Source organism: bacterium (assembly GCA_028821235.1).
Taxonomy (GTDB): Bacteria; Actinomycetota; Acidimicrobiia; order Spongiisociales; family Spongiisociaceae; genus Spongiisocius.
In genome coordinates this window covers 1-20,132 of the sequence record JAPPGV010000149.1, presented here as the reverse complement: position 1 = coordinate 20,132, position 20,132 = coordinate 1, and the positions used below count along the sequence as shown (strand labels likewise).

Genomic DNA, 20,132 nt, shown 5'->3' with positions numbered 1-20,132 from the left:
GAGACACTATCCTACCGTTCGGGTGCCCCGGGGCCGCAGTCATCGGCGTTCCTCTGATCAGGAGGCGAATTGACGTTGAATCCTCCGTCGGCGACTCGAACCAACACCCTCAAATCGCGTACCAGTGGCAAAAGTCGATAGAGTGGAGAATTCGGGCAACTGATGCGTTCCGATACCTGCTAGGCAGCGTCGACACCAACGATCCAGGAAAGGGAAACCATGGAAATCAACACCGAACGGACCGACGGGGTGCTCGTGATCAATGCCGAGGGCCGCATTGACGGATCGAACTCCGCCCAGTTCCTGGAGTCCATTCAGGCGGTGGTCAGCGACGACGACAACGGGGTCGTTCTTGATTTCGGCGGCATCAACTACATCAGCAGTGCCGGCCTGCGGGTAATCCTGCTACTCGCCAAGGAGCTCCGTCAGAAGCAGACCGGGTTCGGGGTGTGCTCGCTCTCCAGTTCCGTCAAGGAGATCTTCACCATAAGCGGGTTCGACCAGATCATCGCCATTTTCGACTCCGGAGCCGATGCTGTCAGCTCGCTCAAGTAGGAAACGGGCGAACCCTGTTTCGGTGACTGTAATACCCGGCTATCCGCCCCTCCCCGGATAGCGAGCATCATCGAGGTCGAGTCATGGCATCGGAAAAGCAATCCCGCCGGTCCGGCAGTGAAAGCCCGGAGACGAGCCACAATTACCCGTACAAGATACTGGTCGTCGACGACGAGCCGGACCTGCAACCCCTCATCCTCCAGCGGATGCGCCGTCCGATCCGCTCCGGCAAGTACACGTTCGAATTCGCGCAGAACGGCATCGAGGCCCTCGAGAAACTGAACGCGCAACCCGACATCGACATGGTGGTGTCGGACATCAACATGCCCCAGATGGACGGCCTGACGTTGCTGGAACAGATACCGAGCGTCAATCCGAACATTCGTTCCGTGATCATCTCCGCCTACGGCGACATGCAGAACATCCGCACCGCCATGAACCGCGGCGCCTTCGACTTCGTTACCAAGCCCCTCGACTTCAAGGACCTGCGCCACACCATTGCGAGAACCCTCCGCAACCTGGTGGAGTGGCGGGAGGCTCTGGCTTCCCGCGACCAGCTGGTCGTGCTCCAGAACGAACTGGACGTGGCCAGCAAGATCCAGCAGTCCATCCTGCCGACCGAGTTCCCGCAGCACGAAAGGTACGGGATTCACGCCAGCATGGAACCCGCCCGCAACGTCGGCGGAGACTTCTACGACATCCTCATGCTGGAGCGAGACCACATCGGACTCGCCATCGCCGACGTGTCCGACAAGGGCGTGCCCGCGTCGCTCTTCATGATGTCGAGTCGGACCCTCCTCAAGGGAACTGCTATCGGGTTGCCACAGCCCGGAATGGTCCTGTCCGATGTCAACGACCTCCTGACCGAGGAGAACGAGACGGCCATGTTCGTGACGGTCTTCTACGCGGTGTACTCACCGATGACCGGCGAAGTGATCTACGCGAACGGCGGCCACAACCCTCCCCTGCTCATCCACGCCGATGGGAGCTCGGAGTTCGTTCCTCGGGTCGGGGGGATCGCCCTGGGGATCCTCCAAGGGGCGCCCTTCGCGCAGGGAACCCTCACCTTGCAACCGGGCGACACGCTCCTGCTGTACACCGACGGTGTCACCGAGGCCATGAACGCTGACAACGAGGAGTTCGGCGTGGAGCGCCTGCAGGCGATCTTCATGGAAGAGCCGCCCGCATCTGCTCAACACACCAACGAGGCCGTCTTCCGATCCGTGCACTCCTTCGCCGGTGGCACGCCCCAATCGGACGACATCACCTGCCTGACCATCTCCAGGATCCCGAGGTAGCGATGGCTTCGCGCTCGCTGGCGTTGGACTTCGAGCAGGGTACGCAGGAGACCAACGCGGAGATGCTCGAGAGTATCTCCGCTCAGATCGAAGGCATAGGGGGAGAGGACGAGTGGTCCCCCAGGTTGCTCTACCTGGTCCAGCTATGCCTGGAGGAGCTGGCGCTCAACGCGATGACCTACGGTCGGCAGCAGGGCTTGTCCGAGTTCCAGGTATCGATCACGCCCGGTATCGAGGAGATAGTGATCGAGCTGCATGACAACGGCGCTGCTTTCGACCCGACCAAGGACGCGCCGATCCCCGACCCCGACGCGGACATGGATGATCGACCGATAGGCGGTCTGGGAATCTTCCTCATCCGGGAGATGGTGGACGACCTTGCGTATCGAAGGGAAGAGGGTTGGAATCATCTGACCATCACCATAAGGCGCGCCCAATAGGGCGTTCCGACCGGTTAGGGGACCGGAGCCGCTGGTCACGGACTCTTCGGGCTATCGGTTCAGGCATTCTCGTCCTAGCAGTGGCCGCTTGCGGGTCGCAGCCGGCAGGCGAAGGCCCCCAAGACACCGATCCCACCACCACCTCCTCCGCAACCACGGCCGCCTCGGGCCATACCACCCCGGGTGTGGACGACCAGCGGGTCCTGTTCGGCCAGTCGGCTGCCCTCAGCGGCCCGGCCCAGGAACTGGGGCTGGAGATGAGCCTGGGGATCAACGCCGCCTTCCACGAGGTGAACGCGAACGGCGGGGTGGCTGGTCGCCGCCTCGAACTGATCAGCCTCGACGACACGTACGAACCGGAACTGGCCATCGCCAACACCCTCCAGCTCATCGAGGACGAGCAGGTATTCGCCCTGATAGGCGAGGTGGGAACCCCGACATCACGATCAGCCACGCCGGTGGCAGCCGAAGCGGATGTCCCCTTCGTAGCGCCCTTCACCGGAGCTGCTTTCCTCCGGTCCGAGAGTTGGACCAATATCGTCAACCTCAGGGCGTCCTACGCCCAGGAGACCGAGGAGATGGTGGCCCGCCTCACCCAGGACCTGGAGATCGATCGCATAGCGATCATGTACCAGGACGACTCGTTCGGCCGGACCGGACTGCAGGGCGCCCAGGCCGCACTAGAGCGCCGCGACATGCAGCCCGTGTCGGTGGGGATCTACCCTCGCAACACGACGGCCATCAAGACCGGCCTCATCGACCTCACCCTGGGCAACCCCGACGCGGTCATCGTGGTCGGCGCCTACCAGCCTGTGGCGGCCCTGATCGCCTGGTCCAGACACATCGGCTTCGATCCCATCTTCATCACCATCTCCTTCGTGGGAAGCAACGCCCTGGCGAGAGAGCTAGGCCCGGACGGCCAGGGCGTGTTCGTCACCCAGGTGGTCCCGTTCCCCACGGATACGTCCATACCGGTCGTGGCCTCATACATAGACGCCCTGGCGGCCTACGCCCCGGATGCCTCGCCCAGCTTCGTTTCCCTGGAGGGCTACCTGTCGGGACGGCTGGCCATCTTCGGCCTGGAGGCATGCGGACCCGAGCCGACGCGCGCCTGTTTCCTGGACAGCATCCTGAACGGCGGCGCCATGGACATCGACGGGTTCCCCCTCAACTTCGGCGCAGGTGACAACCAGGGCTCGGACCGCGTCTTCCTCACCTTCATCAACAGCGAAGGCGAGTACGAACCGGCCCAAGAGATCAAGAGGATGTAGCCGTGGCGAACTGGCTCGGTCGTCTCTGGGCGCTCCGCACCCTCATATCCACCCAGATGTACATCGGGATCGGAGCCGTCGTCGCTCTGACCATTGCGGCCAGCTTCGTCGGTTGGGTCTCGTTCAACCGGGTCGGCGCCGCCCAGGCCAGGGTGGAGAGCGAGAGCCTGCCCGAGATGGAGGCGGCGTTCCGGATGGCTGAGTACAGCCGGACCCTCGCCGCGGCAGCTCCCAGGCTGGTAGCCGCCCAGCCGACCGAGGTCGACGCCATATCCGAGGAGATCCGCCAGGCCCAGCAGGGCTTCGAGGATCAGATCCTCCTACTGCAAAGGCTGGCGAGAACCGAAGACCATATCCAGACCTACATCCCCAATGCGCAGGCGGTCTTCTTCCAGTTGCTGTTCAACATCGACCGGATCCAGGGACAGCTCTCCCAGCGTCACGCCCTCGTCCAGCGAGCCGAGGCGTTGAGGTTGCTGATAATCGACCTGCGCTCCCGGCTCGACGACATAATCGTCCCCGCCATCGACGACCAGTTGTTCTACCAGCTGACCGGGTTTCGCGATCTGGGCGAGCCGCCGGTCAGCCGGACCCTCTACCTGTCGGAGACCGAGTTCAACCGCTACCGCCACCTCGCGTCGCTCAAGTCGGAGGCCACGCTGGCGACCCAGCTGCTATCCAGCGGCCTGAGCGTCTCGGACGCGGCCTACATCGAACCCCTCCAGGAGAGCTTCGAATCCACCTCCGGGCGCCTGGCGATCAGCCTGGGCGCCATTGAGGGAACCGATCTGCATGCCTCGCTCACCCCCCTCTTCGATCAGCTGCTCAGTACGGCTACGACCCAGGGGGACGGCTTCGACCTCCTGATCGAGAAGCTCAGGCTGGAGGAGAGCCAGGACGCCCTGTTGCTCCACACGACCGAATTGGCCGCACAGTTGACGACGGAGGTCGATGGCCTGGTCACGTCCGCAAACCAGGCGGCCGACGCGGCCAACCAGGCATCCGACAACGCCATCAACACCGGCCGCGCCCTGCTGGTGACGATCAGCATCCTCGGCGTGCTCGCAGCCTTCGCCATCAGCTACGGCTTCGTCGGCCGGGTCCTGCTCCGCCGGATCCACATACTGTCGGCTCGCATGCGGCAGATGGCCGACGGGGACCTCGAAGGCGAGGTCAACATCAAGGGCCGGGACGAGGTGGCCGACATGGCCGCCGCCCTGGAGGTCTTCCGCCGCCACGCGCTCGAGGTTCAGCGCCTGAACCTGGTCGAGAAGATGGCCGCCGAGCTGGTCGAGAAGAACAGCCAGTTGGAGGAGGTCCTCTCCGAGCTGGAGCGGGCCCAGGACCAGATCGTGATGCAGGAGAAGCTGGCGGCGCTCGGTGAGGTCACCGCCGGGGTGGCCCACGAGATCCGCAACCCGCTGAACTTCGTGAAGAACTTCTCGGAGGCTTCCGAGGAACTGCTGGAGGAACTCGAGGAGATCCTCGAGGAGGACGACCTGGACGAGGACGAGATAGCCGAGATCGTCGAGGACCTGACCGACAACCTCGAACGGATCCGCCGGCACAGCGAGCGGGCCAACCGGATCGTGCAGGACATGCTGATGATGGGCCGGGGTGGTGGCGAGTGGCAGACCGTCGATCTCAACACCGTCTTCAACGAGCACGCCCAACTGGCCTACCACAGCGCCCGGGCTGTGGATCCCGACTTCCAGCTGACCATCGAGCGCGACTTCGATCCCGACGTGGGCGACATGGAGGCCATCCCGCAGGACTTGGGCCGGGTGTTCCTCAACATGGTCGGCAACTCCTGCCAGGCCGTCGACTTCAAGCGGGTGTCGATCCAGGAGACGCCCCGCGACGGCACGCCCTACATGCCCACCGTCTGGCTGAAGACCAAACGGGTCGGCGACCGGGCTCAGGTCATCATCCGCGACAACGGGGACGGCATCCCTGAGGACGTGATCGACAAGATCTTCAATCCCTTCTTCACCACCAAGCCCACCGACAAGGGCACCGGCCTGGGTCTGGCGCTCTCGAGCGACATCGTCCGGACGCACGGCGGAGCCATCTCGGTCGAGTCGGAGGAGGGAGAGTTCACGCAGATGACGGTCGACCTACCACTCAGACGGCCCGAGGGAGCGTCCGAAGCCGATCAGGCGTACGCGGACCGGTTGATCGACGAGGATGACGATGACGACGAGGATGACGACTACGAGGACGGGTGAGAGCCCTCGTTCAGTGGTCCATCGCCCGGATCATGCCGAGAAAACCGCCGCCGAAAACGCCGAACAGGACACCCGGCAGCAAGGCGGTAGCCACCGAGGTCTGCCAGCTCTGACCGGTCATCAACCAGACGGCGACGGTCATGAAGACGATCATCAGGGGTAGACCGACGATGGAGCCCTTCATGATGGCCATACCGAAGGCCAGATCGCTACCGGCATCGTGCGATCCGTCGCCTTCCCGAACCTGATCCGAACTGTGATCCGCCATCTTCACCTCTCGACCCCGCAAGAACAGGCAACCCAGACGGGACCGGCCACGTTACCGCAGCCCGCCCGCAATCCCGACTCTAGTGGTCTGTCCAGCCTTCCCGGGTCTGCCCAGGAAGTCGCCTCCTGCATGAACGTCGACCTCCCCATCAAGGTGACCCCACGTTGAAGTCGGAGGCTCAGGCCGTGGTGATCGGCGGCGGCGTGGTCGGCTGCTCCGTCCTCTACCACCTCACCAAGGCGGGCTGGACCGACGTGATGCTGGTCGAGCGTCTCGAGCTGGCCGCCGGATCGTCATGGCATGCGGCAGGAGGCATACACACGCACAACGGGAGCGTCGACCTAGCCGCCCTCCAGCGGTACACCGTCGAGCTGTATCCCGAGGTCGAGAGGATTTCCGGGCAGGACTGCGGTCTCCACTTGACCGGCGGTCTGCAGCTGGCCGACTCCCCCGCGTGGATGGACTGGCTGAGGACGGTGCACGCCAGGGGCCGGTACCTGGGGATGGAGACCGAGCTCATCTCCGTCCGGGAAGCGGCCGAGATCTTCCCGCTGATGGACCCGGCGCTCTTCGTGGGAGCCATGTGGGACCGGCACGAGGGCCATGTGGACCCGTCGGGGGTCGTGCGGGCCTACGCCGGGGCCGCGGAGGTGGGCGGCGCCACCGTGGTTCGCAACACGATGGTCGAAGCCCTATCGCAGCGTGCGGACGGCACCTGGGACGTCCGTACCAGCCGGGGAGACATCCACACCGAGCACGTGGTCAACGCGGGCGGGCTCTGGGGTCGCGAAGTAGGGCGGATGGTCGGCCTGGAACTGCCGCTGCTGGCCATGGCCCACCAGTACATCGTCACCGAACCCGTGCCCGCAGTCGCCGAGCACCGCGAGGCCACGGGGAAGGAGCTGCCCACCGTGGTCGACTTCGGCGGTGAGATCTACATGAGGGAGGAGTCCGGCGGCATCCTGTTGGGCACCTACGAACAGGATCACAAGCCGTGGTCCCCCCGGGCAACGCCGTGGAGCTTCGGAAGCGAGTTGTTACCACCGGAGATCGATCGGATCGCCCCCGAGCTCGAAGCGGGATTCACCCACTACCCCGCCCTGGCCGACGCCGGAATACGGAACATCGTGCACGGTCCGTTCGTCTTCTCCCCCGACGGCAACCCGTGTATCGGTCCGGTCAAGGGGATACGCAACCTCTGGCTGGCGGTGGGGGTCATGGCAGGCTTCTGCCAGGCCGGCGGAGTAGGCCTGGCCCTGGCCAACTGGATGGCAGAGGGGGATCCCGGGCTCGACGTGTGGGCGATGGACGCCGCCCGCTTCGGCGACTGGGCCACCATCGAGTACACGAACGCCAAGGTGCGCGAGAACTACTCGAGGCGGTTCAAGATCACCTTCCCGAACGAGGAACTGCCCGCAGCCCGGCCGCTCCACACCACCCCTCTCTACGACCGGTACACGCAGGCAAGTGCCGTGTGGGGCGCCGCGTTCGGACTCGAAGTGCCTCTGTGGTTCCAGGATCGCGGTAGGGAGCCCGTCGAGGAGGTTACGTTCCGTCGTTCCAACGCCTTCCCGGTGGTCGCCGCGGAGTGCGCCGCGGTCCGTGGCGGGGTGGGCATGATCGAGATTTCGGGGTTTGCCAAGTACCGGGTCAAGGGTCGGGATGCCGTGTCATGGCTCGACCGGATCCTCGCCAACAACGTCCCGCCGCCCGGCCGCATCACCCTCAGCCCGATGCTGAACCACCAGGGCAAGCTGATCGGCGACTTCACCGTTGCCAACCTCGGGAACCACTACATCGTGTTCGGCTCGGGTCCCGCCGAGGACTACCACATGCGCTGGTTCCTCTCCCGGATTCCCCCCGACTGCCGGGTAGAGGTCGCGCCGCTCGGACGGACGATGGTCGGACTGTCGATCGCCGGCCCGGCCTCGCGCCACGTGCTGGCGGCGGTCGCGGACCAGGACGTCGGCCCCGACGTCCTCCGCTTCATGGACATCAAGGCCATGGACCTCGGGATGGTCCCGGCGCTGGTCGGCAGGCTCACCTACACCGGAGACCTCGGATACGAGATCTGGGTGGGGCCGGAGCACCTCGTGGCCCTGTACGAGGTGCTGCTCGACGCCGGACGGGAACACGGGATCCGTGACTTCGGTCTCCGGGCCCTCGACTCGTTAAGGCTGGAGAAGGGATTCGGTTCCTGGGCCCGGGAGTACCGGCCGGTCTACGGCCCGGCGGAAGCGGGCCTGTCACGGTTCGTAGCCCTCGACAAGGGAGAATTCGTAGGGGATGAGGCCGCCCGGCGGGAGCGGGAGAGAGGTCCGGAGCGGCGGTTGGTCACGATGGTCGTCGACGCGGCCGATGCCGACGCAGTGGGTGACGAGCCGGTCTGGCATGGCGGCGAGGTGGTGGGCTGGGTGACATCGGGGGGCTACGCCCACACGGTGGGCTGCTCGGTCGCCCTCGGGTACGTACCGTCCGAGTTGGCCGAACCCGGGCAGCGCTTCGAGATCGAGATCCTCGGGAAACGGCGCAAGGCCACCCTGCAGCCCGCTCCCCTGTTCGATCCGCAAGGGGTCCGGATGCGTAGCTAGCCCCGTCTCAAACCAAGATAAATACCCGTTGGCGGATACTTTCAATGACAGAGTATGTGCTACACTTGTTCGCAAGGCTGCGGGAAACGGCGGCGGGCAGCGGAGTCGAACCGCAGCCAGGAGGTGTCTCTCCTCGGCTCCGAGTGTGTGAAGCCCGGTCCTGTACCAACAGGCAATACCCGCCAAGTTGTGGTGGCGGGCGATGACTTCGGTTGTCGCCCCTACCATTCGATAGTTTATCCTAAGCATCGCCACCCGGCTATACCCGTGGGTGCGACAGCCACCACCCACCGAGTTGGAGGTCGGGCCGGCGGCGGTTCGGCGGGATACGCCCATCTACCTCAGAGGAACCGGGCCAGACGCTCTATTCCCGGGCGAATCGCCTCCCGATCGATGGCGGCGAACCCGAGTTGGAAGTAGCGAGCAGGACGGTCCGGGCCCAGGAAGCAGGATCGGCCCGGTTCGATCACCACCCCGTCATCCAGGGCCCGATCGGCGAGGGCGGCTGCGTCCAGATCCTCCGGTCCGGCCACCCACAGGCTCATCCCGCCGTCGGTGCCCCGAACCGGCCACGGAAAGAGGTCGTCCACCGCCTCGTTGATGGCCTGCCACTTGGACCTGAGCACCCGGCGGTGCCTTCTGATCACCCTCCCGTAATCGCCGACCTCCATCATCAGGGCGGTGGTGCGCTGGATGATCCCCGGAGGGTGCCTGAGCATGTGATGTCGCAGCCGGCGCAGATGGTCGATCAGGACGGGATCGGCCACCACGAATCCGAGTCTCAGCCCGGGGGCCAGGAACTTGGAGAAACTCCCGACGTAGACGACCCGCCCCGTCGTGTCCAGGGCTTTGAGGGCCGGCGGGGGCCGTCGGGAGTAGCAGTACTCCGAGTCGTAGTCGTCCTCCACGATCAGCGCGCCGTCCCGGGCAGCCTGGGCCAGCAGCTTTCGCCGACGGCCGATCGTCATCGTCACGTTGGTAGGGAATTGGCGGCCCGGGGTGACGAACACCATGTCCAGCCCCGACAGACCATGCGGAGCGGTCACGCCGAAGGCGTCGACCGGCAACGGCACCAGCTTCGCCTCCTGCTTGAGGAACATCCTCCGGGCGTCGGGATAGCCGGGATCCTCGATGCCCACCGTGGATCCGGCTCCGATCAGTGCCTCCGCGACCAGATGGAGCCCGTGCTGGGTTCCCAGCGTCACCAGAATCTGGTCCGGCGTGGCCTGGATGCCCCTACCGGGAAGGATGATGTGCCGGATCTGCTCTACGAGGAGCGGGTCATCCTGGTCGTCCAGGTTGTGGAGGCTGGTGCCTCGGTGTTCCTCGCGCAGCGCCGTGCGCATGGCCTTGGTCCACGAACCGATCGGGAACCCCTCCGGACCGGGACCCACCACGAACGGATACGGGTAGGAGCGCCAATCGGCCGGCCGGGTCCGTTCGGCATCGCCTTCGGCCGGGGCGCCCAACCTCTCATCCCAACGGACCCGGGGCGGAGTGGATGATCCATCCCTCTCCGGCCCACCGGCCGCGCCGTCACCGAGCCCCTCGTTCACCACATAACCGACCCGTTCGATCGGCTCGACGAACCCCTCCACGGCCAACTCCCGGTAGGCCCGGTTCACGGTGTTGCGGGAGACGTCCAGGTGGTCCGCCAGGACCCGGGACGAGGGGAGCATCTCACCCCCATGGAGCTCCCCCTGCTCGATCGCCCTGGTCAGCCCGTCCTTGAGACGGCGATAGCGCGGCTTATCCGTCTCGTCGCTCAGGGAGTCGGACAGGCGGGCCACCGTCGCGTAATGCTGCTCAGACGTCATCATCAACCGCCCCGACAATCGGCTTTCTCACTCTACCCAGGCCCGGCGGACGGGTAGACTTGGGACATGACTAGCTCGCCTGATCTCAGCCACCTCCTGCCGCACTTCACCAGCGCCAAGTACTGGCGCTCCGGCGCCGCCCCCGTGTTCGCCCGCGGTGAGGGCTGTTACCTCTGGGATCACGCCGGCAACAGGTACCTGGATACGCTGGCCGGGCTGTTCGTCGTCCAGATAGGGCACGGGAGGACTGACATAGCGAAGGCGATGAGCGAGCAGGCCGAGCAGCTTGCCTTCTTCCCCTCCTGGTCGGCCACCACACCTGTCACGCTCGAGGCCGCCTTGTTGATAACCGACCTGGCGCCGGGTGACCTCGACGCGGTCTTCTTCGTCAGCTCGGGCTCCGAGGCCAACGAATCAGCCATCAAGTTCGCCCGCCAGTACCAACAGGCCGCCGGCCGGCCTACCAAGACCGGCGTCATCTCGCGGATCGACTCGTATCACGGCACCAGCATGGGCGCACTCTCGGCCACCGGTCTGAAACCGGTCAGGGAGCCCTTCCTGCCCCTCCTGCCGGGCTTCACCCACGTGCCCAACACCCTCGGCTATTCGGACGGGGTGGAAGCCGCCCGAGTGGTCGAGGAGGAAATCCTGCGCCGGGGAGCGGATCAGGTGGGCATGGTCATCGCCGAACCGGTCCAGAACGGAGGCGGTGCCCTGGTCCCTCCGGCCGGTTACTGGAGGGAGTTACGCCGCATCTGCGACCGTTACGGGGTGCTGCTGGTCGCCGACGAGGTGATCTGCGGGTTCGGACGGCTCGGCGCCTGGTTCGGATCGGAGGTCGTGGACGCAGAGCCCGACATGATCACCTTCGCCAAGGGCGCCACCTCGGGCTACGCGCCGATCGGCGGCGTCCTGGTCCGCCGGCCGCTGGTCGACAAGGTACTGGACTCGACCGCCGGGAGCTTCCTGCACGGCGCCACCTGGGGAGGCCATCCGGTGGTCATGGCTGCCGCCGTCGCCAACATCACCGCCATGCGGGAAGAGAGGGTGATCGAGAACGTCGCCCGCAATGCGCCGCTGTTCGAAGCGCGCCTCCACGACCTCGCGGAGGCCCACGACCAGGTGTTGGATGTCCGGGGTACCGGCTACCTTTACGCGCTTGCTCTCGGGCATAGCCGCAAGGAAGGACGGGATTACTCCGAAGAGGAGACAAAGCGGGCCGTGTACGAGGCTCTCCCCAAGTTGGCCCTTGAAGCCGGCCTGCACCTCCGGGTCGACGACCGGGGCGGCGCCAAGATCATGCTCTCTCCCCCGCTGGTGGCCACCACCACCGAGCTGGACGAGATGATCGCCGGCGTGTCGCAGGTCCTGGTCCAGCTCGCCGCCACCATCTAACGAGTCCGTAAACGTCCGTGGAGGGATCGCGTGAGGATCGGGATACCCACCGAGACCAAGCCGGATGAGCACCGCGTAGCCCTCACGCCGGCCGGCGTCGAAGCCCTGACCGGGTCGGGTCATCAAGTGCTGGTGCAGGAGGGCGCCGGCCTGGGGTCGTACATCTCCGATGACGATTACGCCCGAGCGGGCGCCTCCATCGTCGACGCCGCTACCGATGTCTGGTCCGGGGCCGAGTTGATCGTGAAGGTCAAGGAGCCGCAGGAGGAGGAACTCGCTTACCTGTCCAACGACCAGATCCTGTTCACCTTCCTCCACCTGGCCGCCTATCCGGAGGTCGCCTCGGCGCTGTGTGGGGCACACACCACCTCGGTGGCGTACGAGACGGTGAAGCTCCCCGGCGGCGTCCTGCCCCTGCTGGCGCCGATGTCCCAGATAGCAGGGCGGATGGCCACCCAGGTCGGGGCCCGCTTTCTGGAGAGATCGGGTGGAGGCCGAGGCGTGCTCCTGAGCGGTGTTCCGGGTGTCGAGCCCGCCGAAGTGGTGGTGATCGGCGGCGGCATGGCCGGCGCCAACGCTCTCCGGGTGGCGGTGGGAATGGGCGCCAGAGTCAAGGTCTTCGACCTGAACCCGGCCCGCCTGCGGGAGATCGACGATCTGTATCGAGGCGCGGTGACAACCCTGATCGCCAACCGAGCCGATGTCCGGGCAGCGGTGCTGGAGGCCGACCTGGTCATCGGCGCGGTCCTGTTACCCGGCGCCCGAGCTCCCCGCGTGCTGACCGCCGAGGACGTGCGGGACATGAAGCCGGGCTCCGTGGTGGTCGACATCGCCATCGACCAGGGGGGCTGCTTCGAGACCTCGCGGGAGACCAGGCACTCCGACCCCACCTACATGATCGACGAGGTGGTGCACTACGCAGTCGGTAACATCCCCGGCGCCGTGCCCCGCACCGCCACCTTCGCCCTGGCCGCCTCCACCATTCCCTACGTCCGGTTGCTGGCCGATCATGGCGTCGACGCCGCCATCGAGCAGCGCCCGGAGCTGGGGGAGGGCCTCAACACCAGGGGCGGCTTCATCACCAACGAGACGGTAAGGGCCGCGCTCGGTGGGTGAACACGAGGGCCGATGACGGATCCCGGCCACTCCACGGTCACGCCCGCGCCTGGCGGCCCGTCCGGCGGACCCCTTCCCGACCGGGCCCAGGTGGTGGTGGTCGGCGGCGGGATCGTCGGGTGCGCGATCGCCTACCACCTGGCCAGGCGGGGCATCACCGACGTGCTGCTCCTGGAGCAGAACACCCTGACCGGGGGCACCACCTGGCACGCGGCCGGGCTGGTGAGCCAGCTCAAGTCCAGCCACAGCCTGACGAGACTGGCGACGTATACCGCCCGCCTCTTCGAAGAGTTGGAGGACGAGACCGGGCAGTCCACCGGCTACCGCACCACCGGATCGATCTCGGTGGCCTCGGACGAGGAGCGGTGGGAGGAGATCCTGCGCGGCATGTCGATGGCCAGAACGGCCGGTGTGGAAATGGAGGTCATCGACCCCGAGCGGGCGCGCGAGATGTGGCCGCTGCTCCGCATCGACGACCTGGTGGGCACGGTCTACATACCCGGGGACGGCCAGACGAGCCCGGTCGACACCACGATGGCCCTCGCCAAGGGCGCCAGGGACCGGGGCGTCACGATCCGCGAGGGAATCGCGGTGGAGCGGGTGCGGGTGGAGAACGAGGCGGCGGTCGGGGTCGAGACCGAGGCAGGCTACGTGGAGGCGGAGACCGTGGTCCTAGCCTGTGGTATCTGGACCCGCCAGCTGGCGGCATCCGCGGGAGTGAACGTGCCGCTCCATCCGTGCGAGCACTTCTACGTGGTGACCGAACCGCTTGACGGGATGCTGCCGGGGATGCCGACCCTGCGCGACCCGACCAACTACACCTACTTCAAGGAGGAGACCGGCAAGCTGATGGCCGGCTTCTTCGAGCCGAGGGCCAAGACCTGGAAGTACGAGGTTCCCAGGGACTTCTCCTTCGGCACCCTCGGCGAGGACTGGGACCACGTCGGGCCGATCTTCGAGAGGTCCATCCACCGCATCCCCGCCCTCGCCGAGTGCGGCATCCAGCTCTTCCTCAACGGACCCGAGGCCTTCACACCCGACGGCGTCTACTACCTGGGTGAGTCCCCGGAAGTTGACGGCCTCTACGTGGCCGCCGGCTTCAACTCGGTCGGCATCCAGTCGGCGGGAGGGGCGGGCTGGGTGCTGGCGGACTGGATAGCGGAGCAGCGCCCGCCGATGGACCTGTCGGCGGTCGACCTCCGCCGGGCCTTCCCCTTCCAGGGGGAGAAGACCTACCTGGAGGACCGCATCTCGGAGAGCCTCGGGCTGCTGTACGCCATGCATTGGCCGTTCCGCCAGTTCGAGTCGGCCCGCGACGTGTTCCGGTCCGTGCTCCACGACCGCTTGGACGACCTGGGAGCGGTGTTCGGAGAGGTGGCGGGCTGGGAGCGACCCAACTGGTTCGCAACGGGGGACATGGAACGCGAGTACCGGTACTCCTACGGCAAGCAGAACTGGTATCCGGCGTCGGCCGCCGAGTGCGAGGCAACCCGCAAGCGCGTGGCGCTGTACGACCAGTCCTCCTTTGTCAAGTTCCAGGTACGGGGACCGGACGCGCTGGCCGTCCTGAACCACATCGGCGGGGCCGAAGTGGATACGCCGATCGGCAAGGTCGTCTACACGCAGTGGCTCAACGACCGGGGCGGTATCGAGGCCGACCTGACCGTCACCCGCACCGGCCCCGAGGACTTCATGGTGGTGACGGCAGCGGCAGCAGCCAACCGTGACTACCACACCCTGCGCCGAGCCCTGCGGGGCCACGACGCCGATCTGGTCGACATCACGATGGAACTCCCCACCATCGGGGTCATGGGCCCGCGATCCCGCGCCCTGCTGAGCGCCCTGACCGACACCCCCCTCGACAACGCATCCTTCCCGTTCGGATGGTCACGGGAGATGACAGTGGCCGGCATACCGGTGCGCGCTCTGCGGGTCAGCTACGTGGGCGAACTGGGATGGGAACTGTACGTCGCCCGCGAAGCGGCGGTCGACCTGTTCGACGCGGTCATGGAGGCGGGAAGGGCACACGGCATCCACCCCGCCGGCTACCACACCATGAACACCCTTCGCCTGGAATCCGGTTACCGGCACTGGGGCCACGACATCACCGACGAGGACACCCCGCTGGAGGCCGGGCTGGGCTTCGCGGTGGCATGGGACAAGGAAGGCGGCTTCCTGGGACGCCAAACCCTCCTCGCCCAGCGGGCCGCAACCCCGCTGCCGAAACGGCTGGTCCAGTTCAAGCTCGACGACCCGGAGGCCATCGCGTACCACGACGAGCCGATCCGACGCGACGGCCAATTGGTCGGCCGTACCACGTCCGGAATGTACGGCCACACCTTCGGCGCCTGCCTGGCCATGGGCTACGTACTCCACGAGGAGGGCGTGACCCCGGAGTGGATCGAGAGCGGGTCCTGGGACATCGAGCTGGCCGGAACCCGCATCCCCGCCGCCGCCCAACTCCGACCCTTCTACACGGCCCAGACCCGGACATGAGTTTGGATGCTACCGACAAGTGACGAGCCAATCTCGTTGCGAGCGTCAGCAGCACGTCTTACCGATCTTGCTTCACAACTCTATGCGATGTTATCCGGACTCCACAGGGAGAAGGTCGGGCCGGACTATGAACTCCTTCTAGCTCAATTCTGTGTCCACACCGTTCGACAGGTGAAGGCGATCTGTATTCTTGTCGGTAACGATGAAGAACCCTTCTACTCAGAACAGGCCGGTCAATTGATTCGTGGACTAAGCGAGACATGGTCACGAGTTGCTTGGATGATGCAACCAGACAATAGAGACAACCGTATGGACCGAGCTCGAAGAATATACAAAGACAGCACCACTCACTTGCGTAAGACCATTGACTATCAGTCAGACCACGTACCACCAGCCACGATGGAATTAGGTGAACACGTCACAAATCGAGAACGGCGAATCCTCGAATATGAAAGACAAAGTGGGCCAATTAAGGGACTCCCCAAGGCCAGACAGATCTTTGAAGCACTAGCACGACCAGATCGATACATCATCTTTCGTCATGAATCATCTCCAGTCCACGTATCTATTGAATCACTCGGTGCCACCACGAGCTATCTCGACAATCATGATCCCATACTAGGTAGTCCGAACCGGACAGAGCGCCGCGCACAGATTATCCTGAGGGCTCTTGATCTTCTCATAGATACAGCACAGATCATTATCGCAGGGTTAGGATTGGACCTCAAGCAGTGGCAAGACACCGTGGAACCCGTCCAGAACGAACTCTACGAAGGGCTAGTGCCCCTATTTAAACATGATGATGTTACATAGTCTGCTAGATATTCCTACTGTGCCCCGTTTCGAACGGTCCCTCCTCCTATCCGCCGGCAGCAGCAGACCGGTCACCTGTCTCTAGTCTGTCCAGATCCTCGGAGTTCTCCGCTCCGGACTTAGGTCAGAGCGGTGTCCGAGTCCGGATTCATCGTCCGCGGTGGAGGCTTCCCGCGTGTGCGAAGACGTCATCAACGACGCGGGCCTGCCCGCGATTCGATCGCTAGACCGATCAGCCATAATCGTGTCTGTATGACGCCCATGGCAGCACTCTCCACGCGAATCGTGCCGGACCGGCTGACAACCCAGCCGGCCTCGCCGACAGTTCAGCCAGCGGGGTGTGGGTCATCCGGGGGCAGCGAGTTGGGTAGCCCGTTAACGATGCGGACGGTTTGGACGGACACGGCGATCAGTCTGCATAGGTGTTCGATCAGGTTGTAGGGCCGGTCTGCCCAGGTGTACCACCAGTTCGGATCGCGGCTGATCCCGCTCGTTCTGTCACCGGTCGCCCGTAGACGGTCGATGGCCCACCCGAGCGGGGTTTTCCCGTTGACCACATACCCGTGCGCTTCCGGGGGGATACCTTCGATTCGGCACCGGTCGTTGACCACGAGCACACTCAGGTCGTCGGCGAGTTTCCCGTCTTCGCCCGTCATAGGATTAGGCGTGTGCCTTGTTTAGCCCTGACGGGTTGGAGGCAGCCGAGTGGGCGATACCCGACCGGCTCCCGTTCACAGACCCCACCGCCGCCCGGTAGCTCCAACACAGAGGTAAACCGTGATATTCAGAAGGAAGCAGAAGCGCCAGCGGGTCGCCTACCACGCGGCAGGACCGGACGACCAACAGGGGGTTGAGACAGGACCTGGCGGTGACGGTCCCGCGTCCGCTGAGGGCAATGCAGCGGAATCGTGCAAGAAAGCGAACGAGGGTCGTTCCAGGGGTGAGATCAACTTCTGGGCGATTGACGTGGAGACCGCCAACGCTGACTATGCCAGCATCTGCCAGGTTGGCGTCGTCCGTGTTGTGGACGGTGCCATGACTGACGAATACGTAACGCTGGTCGATCCCGAGGACTGGTTCGACCCGTGGAATACCGCGCTCCATGGCATCGCGCCACAAGATGTCAAGAACCAGCCGACCATGCCAGCAGTATTGGAGTGGCTGCGCGTGAGCCTGGACAGCGCGGTTCTCGTGAGTCACATGCCCTTTGATCGGGTCGCGTTGGGTCGCGCAGCAGCTCGATACGACTTAGAACCGTTGTCGGTGACATGGCTGGACAGCGCCCGGATCGTTCGTCGGGCATGGCCCGAACAATACAGCCGCCGTGGTTACGGCCTAAAGAACGTTGCTGACGATCCCGGTATCGCGTTTGCGCACCACGACGCCTTGGAAGATGCCAGAGCAGCCGCACAGATTGTTCTCCAAGCGTGCGCCACAAGCAGCCTGACCGTCAATGGGTGGTTGGAACGAGTGCGACACAGCATCTACCCGGGTTCGGGTTCAGGTTCGTCTTCGTCAGTGTCACGGACGGGGCATCCAGAAGGGAACTTGTATGGAGAAACGGTCGTGTTCACGGGTCGTCTTGGAATGGTCCGAAGGGAAGCAGCTGACCTGGCCGCCGCCGCTGGATGCAATGTGCGTAACGCTGTCACGAAGAACACTACGCTGCTTGTGGTCGGCCTCCAGAACAAGGCGGTCCTGGCCGGCTACGACAAGAGCAGCAAACACCGCAAAGCGGAAGAGTTGATGGCCCAAGGTGCCGACCTACGCATCTTGTCCGAAGACGACTTCGTAGAACTTGTGGCAATCAGGTAGCCGACGCCGGAGCGTGCCAAAAGTTCTGCTAGCGATCTCACCCTGCGCGTCAGAGCGCCCTATGTACGGACCGAAACCACAACAACCAAAGGACCTACCCGACCCCCGCCACGGGTAGAGCAATCATCCGCGACGACAGACTCAACCGGAGAGAGGAGACATCGTGACCGACAAGCCGACATACGTAGACGCGATGAAAGCCGAGGCGCACCGCAAGATCGTGCGCGACTGGTTTCTGCGGGTAGTGGCCGTGCTCATACTTGTGGGCGTGGGCATGGCCGCCTTCTACATGTGGCGAGTCACCCATCTCCTGAGCGCTGCCAACAGCAACATCGTGGTTGTCAACGACAACATCGTGACCATGGCCGAGTTCGTCAACGACAGCATCCAGACCGTCAACGACAACATCGTGATCGTGGCTGAGACCGTTGAGAATGCCGACACAGTGGCCGAGAAGGAGTTGATCTGCTCGAGCGACGGCGGGGAGATCAGTTGGAATACCCGAGGGAACAAGGTATGTGATGTAGAGCCGTTCGCTCGTGACACAGGCTCGAAGTTCGACTTCGATAACGGCGACTGGATCATCGTTTAGGCACGCGGCGTAGTCTGGGGGCAGTTCCTTGTGCCGTCCCTGCCGCCCTGGGGCGGCGGCCCCTGGTTCATTCGGTTGTAATGGCTTCCGCGTCGGGGTTGACAGCGTCTGCGAGCCACGCATCCGCCGAGTCCTTTTCGTAGCCGTCGGTAGGGTCGAAGCGGATGCCACGGTCGCCGGGTGCCGGCTTCCGGTGGTCCCACTGTCCGTCCAGGATCTCGATGGGGATACCCCCGTCTTCGGCCGGGTAGGCGGCGCACGATTCGGTGTAGGGCTCGAACCGTTCGCATACGATGCACAGCGGCGGCGGATACGGATAGAGGGTCATGCGTCGGCTTCGGCGTCGAGGCGGGCGGTGCGCTCGGCGTTGCCGGCGGGGTGCGGGTTGTCTGGGGGCAGCGAGGGGGGTAGCCCGTTGACGATACGGACGGTGTGGACGGACACGGTGATCAGCCTGCATAGGTGTTCGATCAGGTTGTAGGGCCGGTCTGCCCAGGTGTGCCACTGGTTCGGGTCGCGGGTGATCCCGCTCGTTTGGTCTCGGGTTGCCCGTAGACGGTCGATGGCCCAGCTGAGCGGGGTTTTCCCGTTGACCACATACCCGTGTGCTTCAGGGGGGATGTCTTCGATTCGGCAACGGTCGTTGACCACGAGCACGCTCAGGTCGTCGATGAGTTTCCCGTCTTCGCCGCGGGTTCTGGCCCACCGCATCGGCCTGTCGATACGGTAAGCCTCGAGGTCTGGGTCGCCTGCCTGTCCGTCTACCAACACTCGCACATGCGGATACGGCTCACAGGTTTCGTAGCCGACGTGTAGGTCGATCAGCTCCCGGCCTGCCTCGGCGAACGGCCAGAAGTCGTCGGCGTAGGGGATGCGGGGTAGACCTTTGCTTAGATCGTTCGCGTATCTGGTTCGCCAGTCGGGGGCGTGCATCACCCCGTATATGTACGCCCAGATGTGGTCTTTGGTGATGGCAGGATCCTGGTAGCGGCTGCGGAACTGGTTGAGGCACCAGTCGGTGATGTTGTCCACCCGGCCGGACTCGTCGGGCCGGTCACCGGTGGGGTCCAGGTCTCCCAAGTCCAGCGTCGGGGCGGTGTCGGCGGTCATCGGCTCGGCTCCTTCGGATACGTGTACCGGGAAAACACCTGACCGTTGCCCATGAACTGGATGTCCGCTGGGATGTCGCTTATCAGCGTCGAGAATGGGGCTTTCCAGCCTGGTCCGGTCATGCTGATCACCTGATTCATCCGCTCGGGTGGGTGTATCGGGGGAACGCTTGTCCGCCTGACAGCAGGTGCAGGTCCGGTGGGCTGTCCGTAACGAGTGTTGAGAAGCCGACGGACGCTCCCGGCCCGGTGACGTAGATCGTCTGATTCTCCGAGAGAGAGAGAGAGAGAGAGAGAGAGAGAGAGAGAGAGAGAGAGAGAGAGACTT

The 20,132-nt window shown here is 64.7% G+C and carries 17 protein-coding genes; 11 read left to right on the top strand and 6 right to left on the bottom strand.

The window, feature by feature from the left end; all coding sequences use genetic code 11:
- Positions 1–219 precede the first annotated feature (219 nt).
- The 5 genes from OXK16_15445 (at position 220) to OXK16_15425 (ending at position 5,792) form a co-directional block, all read left to right on the top strand.
- A complete protein-coding gene (locus tag OXK16_15445; protein MDE0377337.1) occupies positions 220–555 on the top strand; it encodes an STAS domain-containing protein in 336 nt (111 codons plus the stop codon).
- Positions 556–638: 83 nt separating this feature from the next.
- A complete protein-coding gene (locus OXK16_15440) occupies positions 639–1,853 on the top strand; it encodes a SpoIIE family protein phosphatase (protein MDE0377336.1) in 1,215 nt (404 codons plus the stop codon).
- 2 nt (positions 1,854–1,855) lie between these two features.
- On the top strand, positions 1,856–2,293 hold the full coding sequence (locus OXK16_15435) for an ATP-binding protein (protein ID MDE0377335.1): 438 nt from the start codon (positions 1,856–1,858) through the stop codon (positions 2,291–2,293).
- Between the two features lie 185 nt (positions 2,294–2,478).
- The gene (locus OXK16_15430; protein MDE0377334.1) at positions 2,479–3,564 is read left to right on the top strand and encodes an ABC transporter substrate-binding protein; all 1,086 of its coding nucleotides are present in this window, start codon (positions 2,479–2,481) and stop codon (positions 3,562–3,564) included.
- A gap of 2 nt (positions 3,565–3,566) precedes the next feature.
- A complete protein-coding gene (locus OXK16_15425; protein ID MDE0377333.1) occupies positions 3,567–5,792 on the top strand; it encodes an ATP-binding protein in 2,226 nt (741 codons plus the stop codon).
- Between the two features lie 10 nt (positions 5,793–5,802).
- Here the strand turns inward: OXK16_15425 and OXK16_15420 are convergent, their stop codons facing one another.
- Positions 5,803–6,060, bottom strand: coding sequence for a hypothetical protein (locus tag OXK16_15420; protein ID MDE0377332.1), 258 nt, complete (start codon positions 6,058–6,060; stop codon positions 5,803–5,805).
- 164 nt (positions 6,061–6,224) lie between these two features.
- Here OXK16_15420 and OXK16_15415 point away from each other — a divergent pair, with 164 nt between their 5' ends.
- Positions 6,225–8,651: an FAD-dependent oxidoreductase gene (locus OXK16_15415; GenBank protein MDE0377331.1), complete on the top strand. Its 2,427-nt coding sequence runs from the start codon at positions 6,225–6,227 to the stop codon at positions 8,649–8,651.
- Between the two features lie 341 nt (positions 8,652–8,992).
- Here OXK16_15415 and OXK16_15410 read toward each other — a convergent pair whose 3' ends face one another.
- Positions 8,993–10,471 carry a PLP-dependent aminotransferase family protein gene (locus tag OXK16_15410; GenBank protein MDE0377330.1) on the bottom strand — a complete coding sequence of 493 codons (1,479 nt, stop codon included), beginning with the start codon at positions 10,469–10,471 and terminating at the stop codon, positions 8,993–8,995.
- 63 nt (positions 10,472–10,534) lie between these two features.
- On the opposite strand from OXK16_15410, the gene OXK16_15405 reads away from it, so the two are divergent.
- The 3 genes from OXK16_15405 to OXK16_15395 are packed head-to-tail and all read left to right on the top strand — an operon-like array spanning position 10,535 to position 15,475.
- Positions 10,535–11,863: an aminotransferase class III-fold pyridoxal phosphate-dependent enzyme gene (locus tag OXK16_15405; protein MDE0377329.1), complete on the top strand. Its 1,329-nt coding sequence runs from the start codon at positions 10,535–10,537 to the stop codon at positions 11,861–11,863.
- A 30-nt stretch (positions 11,864–11,893) separates the two neighbouring features.
- Positions 11,894–12,979 carry an alanine dehydrogenase gene (gene ald, locus OXK16_15400; protein ID MDE0377328.1) on the top strand — a complete coding sequence of 362 codons (1,086 nt, stop codon included), beginning with the start codon at positions 11,894–11,896 and terminating at the stop codon, positions 12,977–12,979.
- A gap of 12 nt (positions 12,980–12,991) precedes the next feature.
- Positions 12,992–15,475: an FAD-dependent oxidoreductase gene (locus OXK16_15395; protein ID MDE0377327.1), complete on the top strand. Its 2,484-nt coding sequence runs from the start codon at positions 12,992–12,994 to the stop codon at positions 15,473–15,475.
- A 1,139-nt stretch (positions 15,476–16,614) separates the two neighbouring features.
- Here OXK16_15395 and OXK16_15390 read toward each other — a convergent pair.
- Positions 16,615–16,944 carry a hypothetical protein gene (locus OXK16_15390; protein ID MDE0377326.1) on the bottom strand — a complete coding sequence of 110 codons (330 nt, stop codon included), beginning with the start codon at positions 16,942–16,944 and terminating at the stop codon, positions 16,615–16,617.
- A 310-nt stretch (positions 16,945–17,254) separates the two neighbouring features.
- On the opposite strand from OXK16_15390, the gene OXK16_15385 reads away from it, so the two are divergent.
- Both OXK16_15385 and OXK16_15380 read left to right on the top strand, forming a co-directional pair.
- Complete coding sequence (locus tag OXK16_15385) at positions 17,255–18,103, top strand: exonuclease domain-containing protein (GenBank protein MDE0377325.1); 849 nt, start codon at positions 17,255–17,257, stop codon at positions 18,101–18,103.
- A gap of 163 nt (positions 18,104–18,266) precedes the next feature.
- Positions 18,267–18,695 (top strand): hypothetical protein, encoded by a 429-nt coding sequence (locus OXK16_15380; GenBank protein MDE0377324.1) that lies wholly within the window; start codon positions 18,267–18,269, stop codon positions 18,693–18,695.
- Between the two features lie 67 nt (positions 18,696–18,762).
- On the opposite strand, the gene OXK16_15375 is transcribed toward OXK16_15380, so the two are convergent.
- From OXK16_15375 to OXK16_15365, 3 genes are all read right to left on the bottom strand, one after another.
- Positions 18,763–19,023, bottom strand: coding sequence for a hypothetical protein (locus OXK16_15375; GenBank protein MDE0377323.1), 261 nt, complete (start codon positions 19,021–19,023; stop codon positions 18,763–18,765).
- Positions 19,020–19,901: a hypothetical protein gene (locus tag OXK16_15370; protein MDE0377322.1), complete on the bottom strand. Its 882-nt coding sequence runs from the start codon at positions 19,899–19,901 to the stop codon at positions 19,020–19,022. The genes OXK16_15375 and OXK16_15370 overlap by 4 nt, the downstream gene beginning before the upstream one ends.
- 40 nt (positions 19,902–19,941) lie before the next feature.
- The coding region (locus OXK16_15365; GenBank protein ID MDE0377321.1) for a hypothetical protein at positions 19,942–20,132 on the bottom strand (191 nt) is incomplete at its 5' end.

Excerpts from the sequence above, each read along its gene's own strand:
- OXK16_15410 (MDE0377330.1), bottom strand. The coding sequence starts at position 10,471 with ATGATGACGTCTGAGCAGCATTACGCGACGGTGGCCCGCCTGTCCGAC.
- OXK16_15395 (MDE0377327.1), top strand. The coding sequence starts at position 12,992 with ATGACGGATCCCGGCCACTCCACGGTCACGCCCGCGCCTGGCGGCCCG.
- OXK16_15445 (MDE0377337.1), top strand. The coding sequence starts at position 220 with ATGGAAATCAACACCGAACGGACCGACGGGGTGCTCGTGATCAATGCC.
- OXK16_15390 (MDE0377326.1), bottom strand. The coding sequence starts at position 16,944 with ATGACGGGCGAAGACGGGAAACTCGCCGACGACCTGAGTGTGCTCGTG.
- OXK16_15420 (MDE0377332.1), bottom strand. The coding sequence starts at position 6,060 with ATGGCGGATCACAGTTCGGATCAGGTTCGGGAAGGCGACGGATCGCAC.
- OXK16_15405 (MDE0377329.1), top strand. The coding sequence starts at position 10,535 with ATGACTAGCTCGCCTGATCTCAGCCACCTCCTGCCGCACTTCACCAGC.
- OXK16_15435 (MDE0377335.1), top strand. The coding sequence starts at position 1,856 with ATGGCTTCGCGCTCGCTGGCGTTGGACTTCGAGCAGGGTACGCAGGAG.
- OXK16_15375 (MDE0377323.1), bottom strand. The coding sequence starts at position 19,023 with ATGACCCTCTATCCGTATCCGCCGCCGCTGTGCATCGTATGCGAACGG.
- OXK16_15440 (MDE0377336.1), top strand. The coding sequence starts at position 639 with ATGGCATCGGAAAAGCAATCCCGCCGGTCCGGCAGTGAAAGCCCGGAG.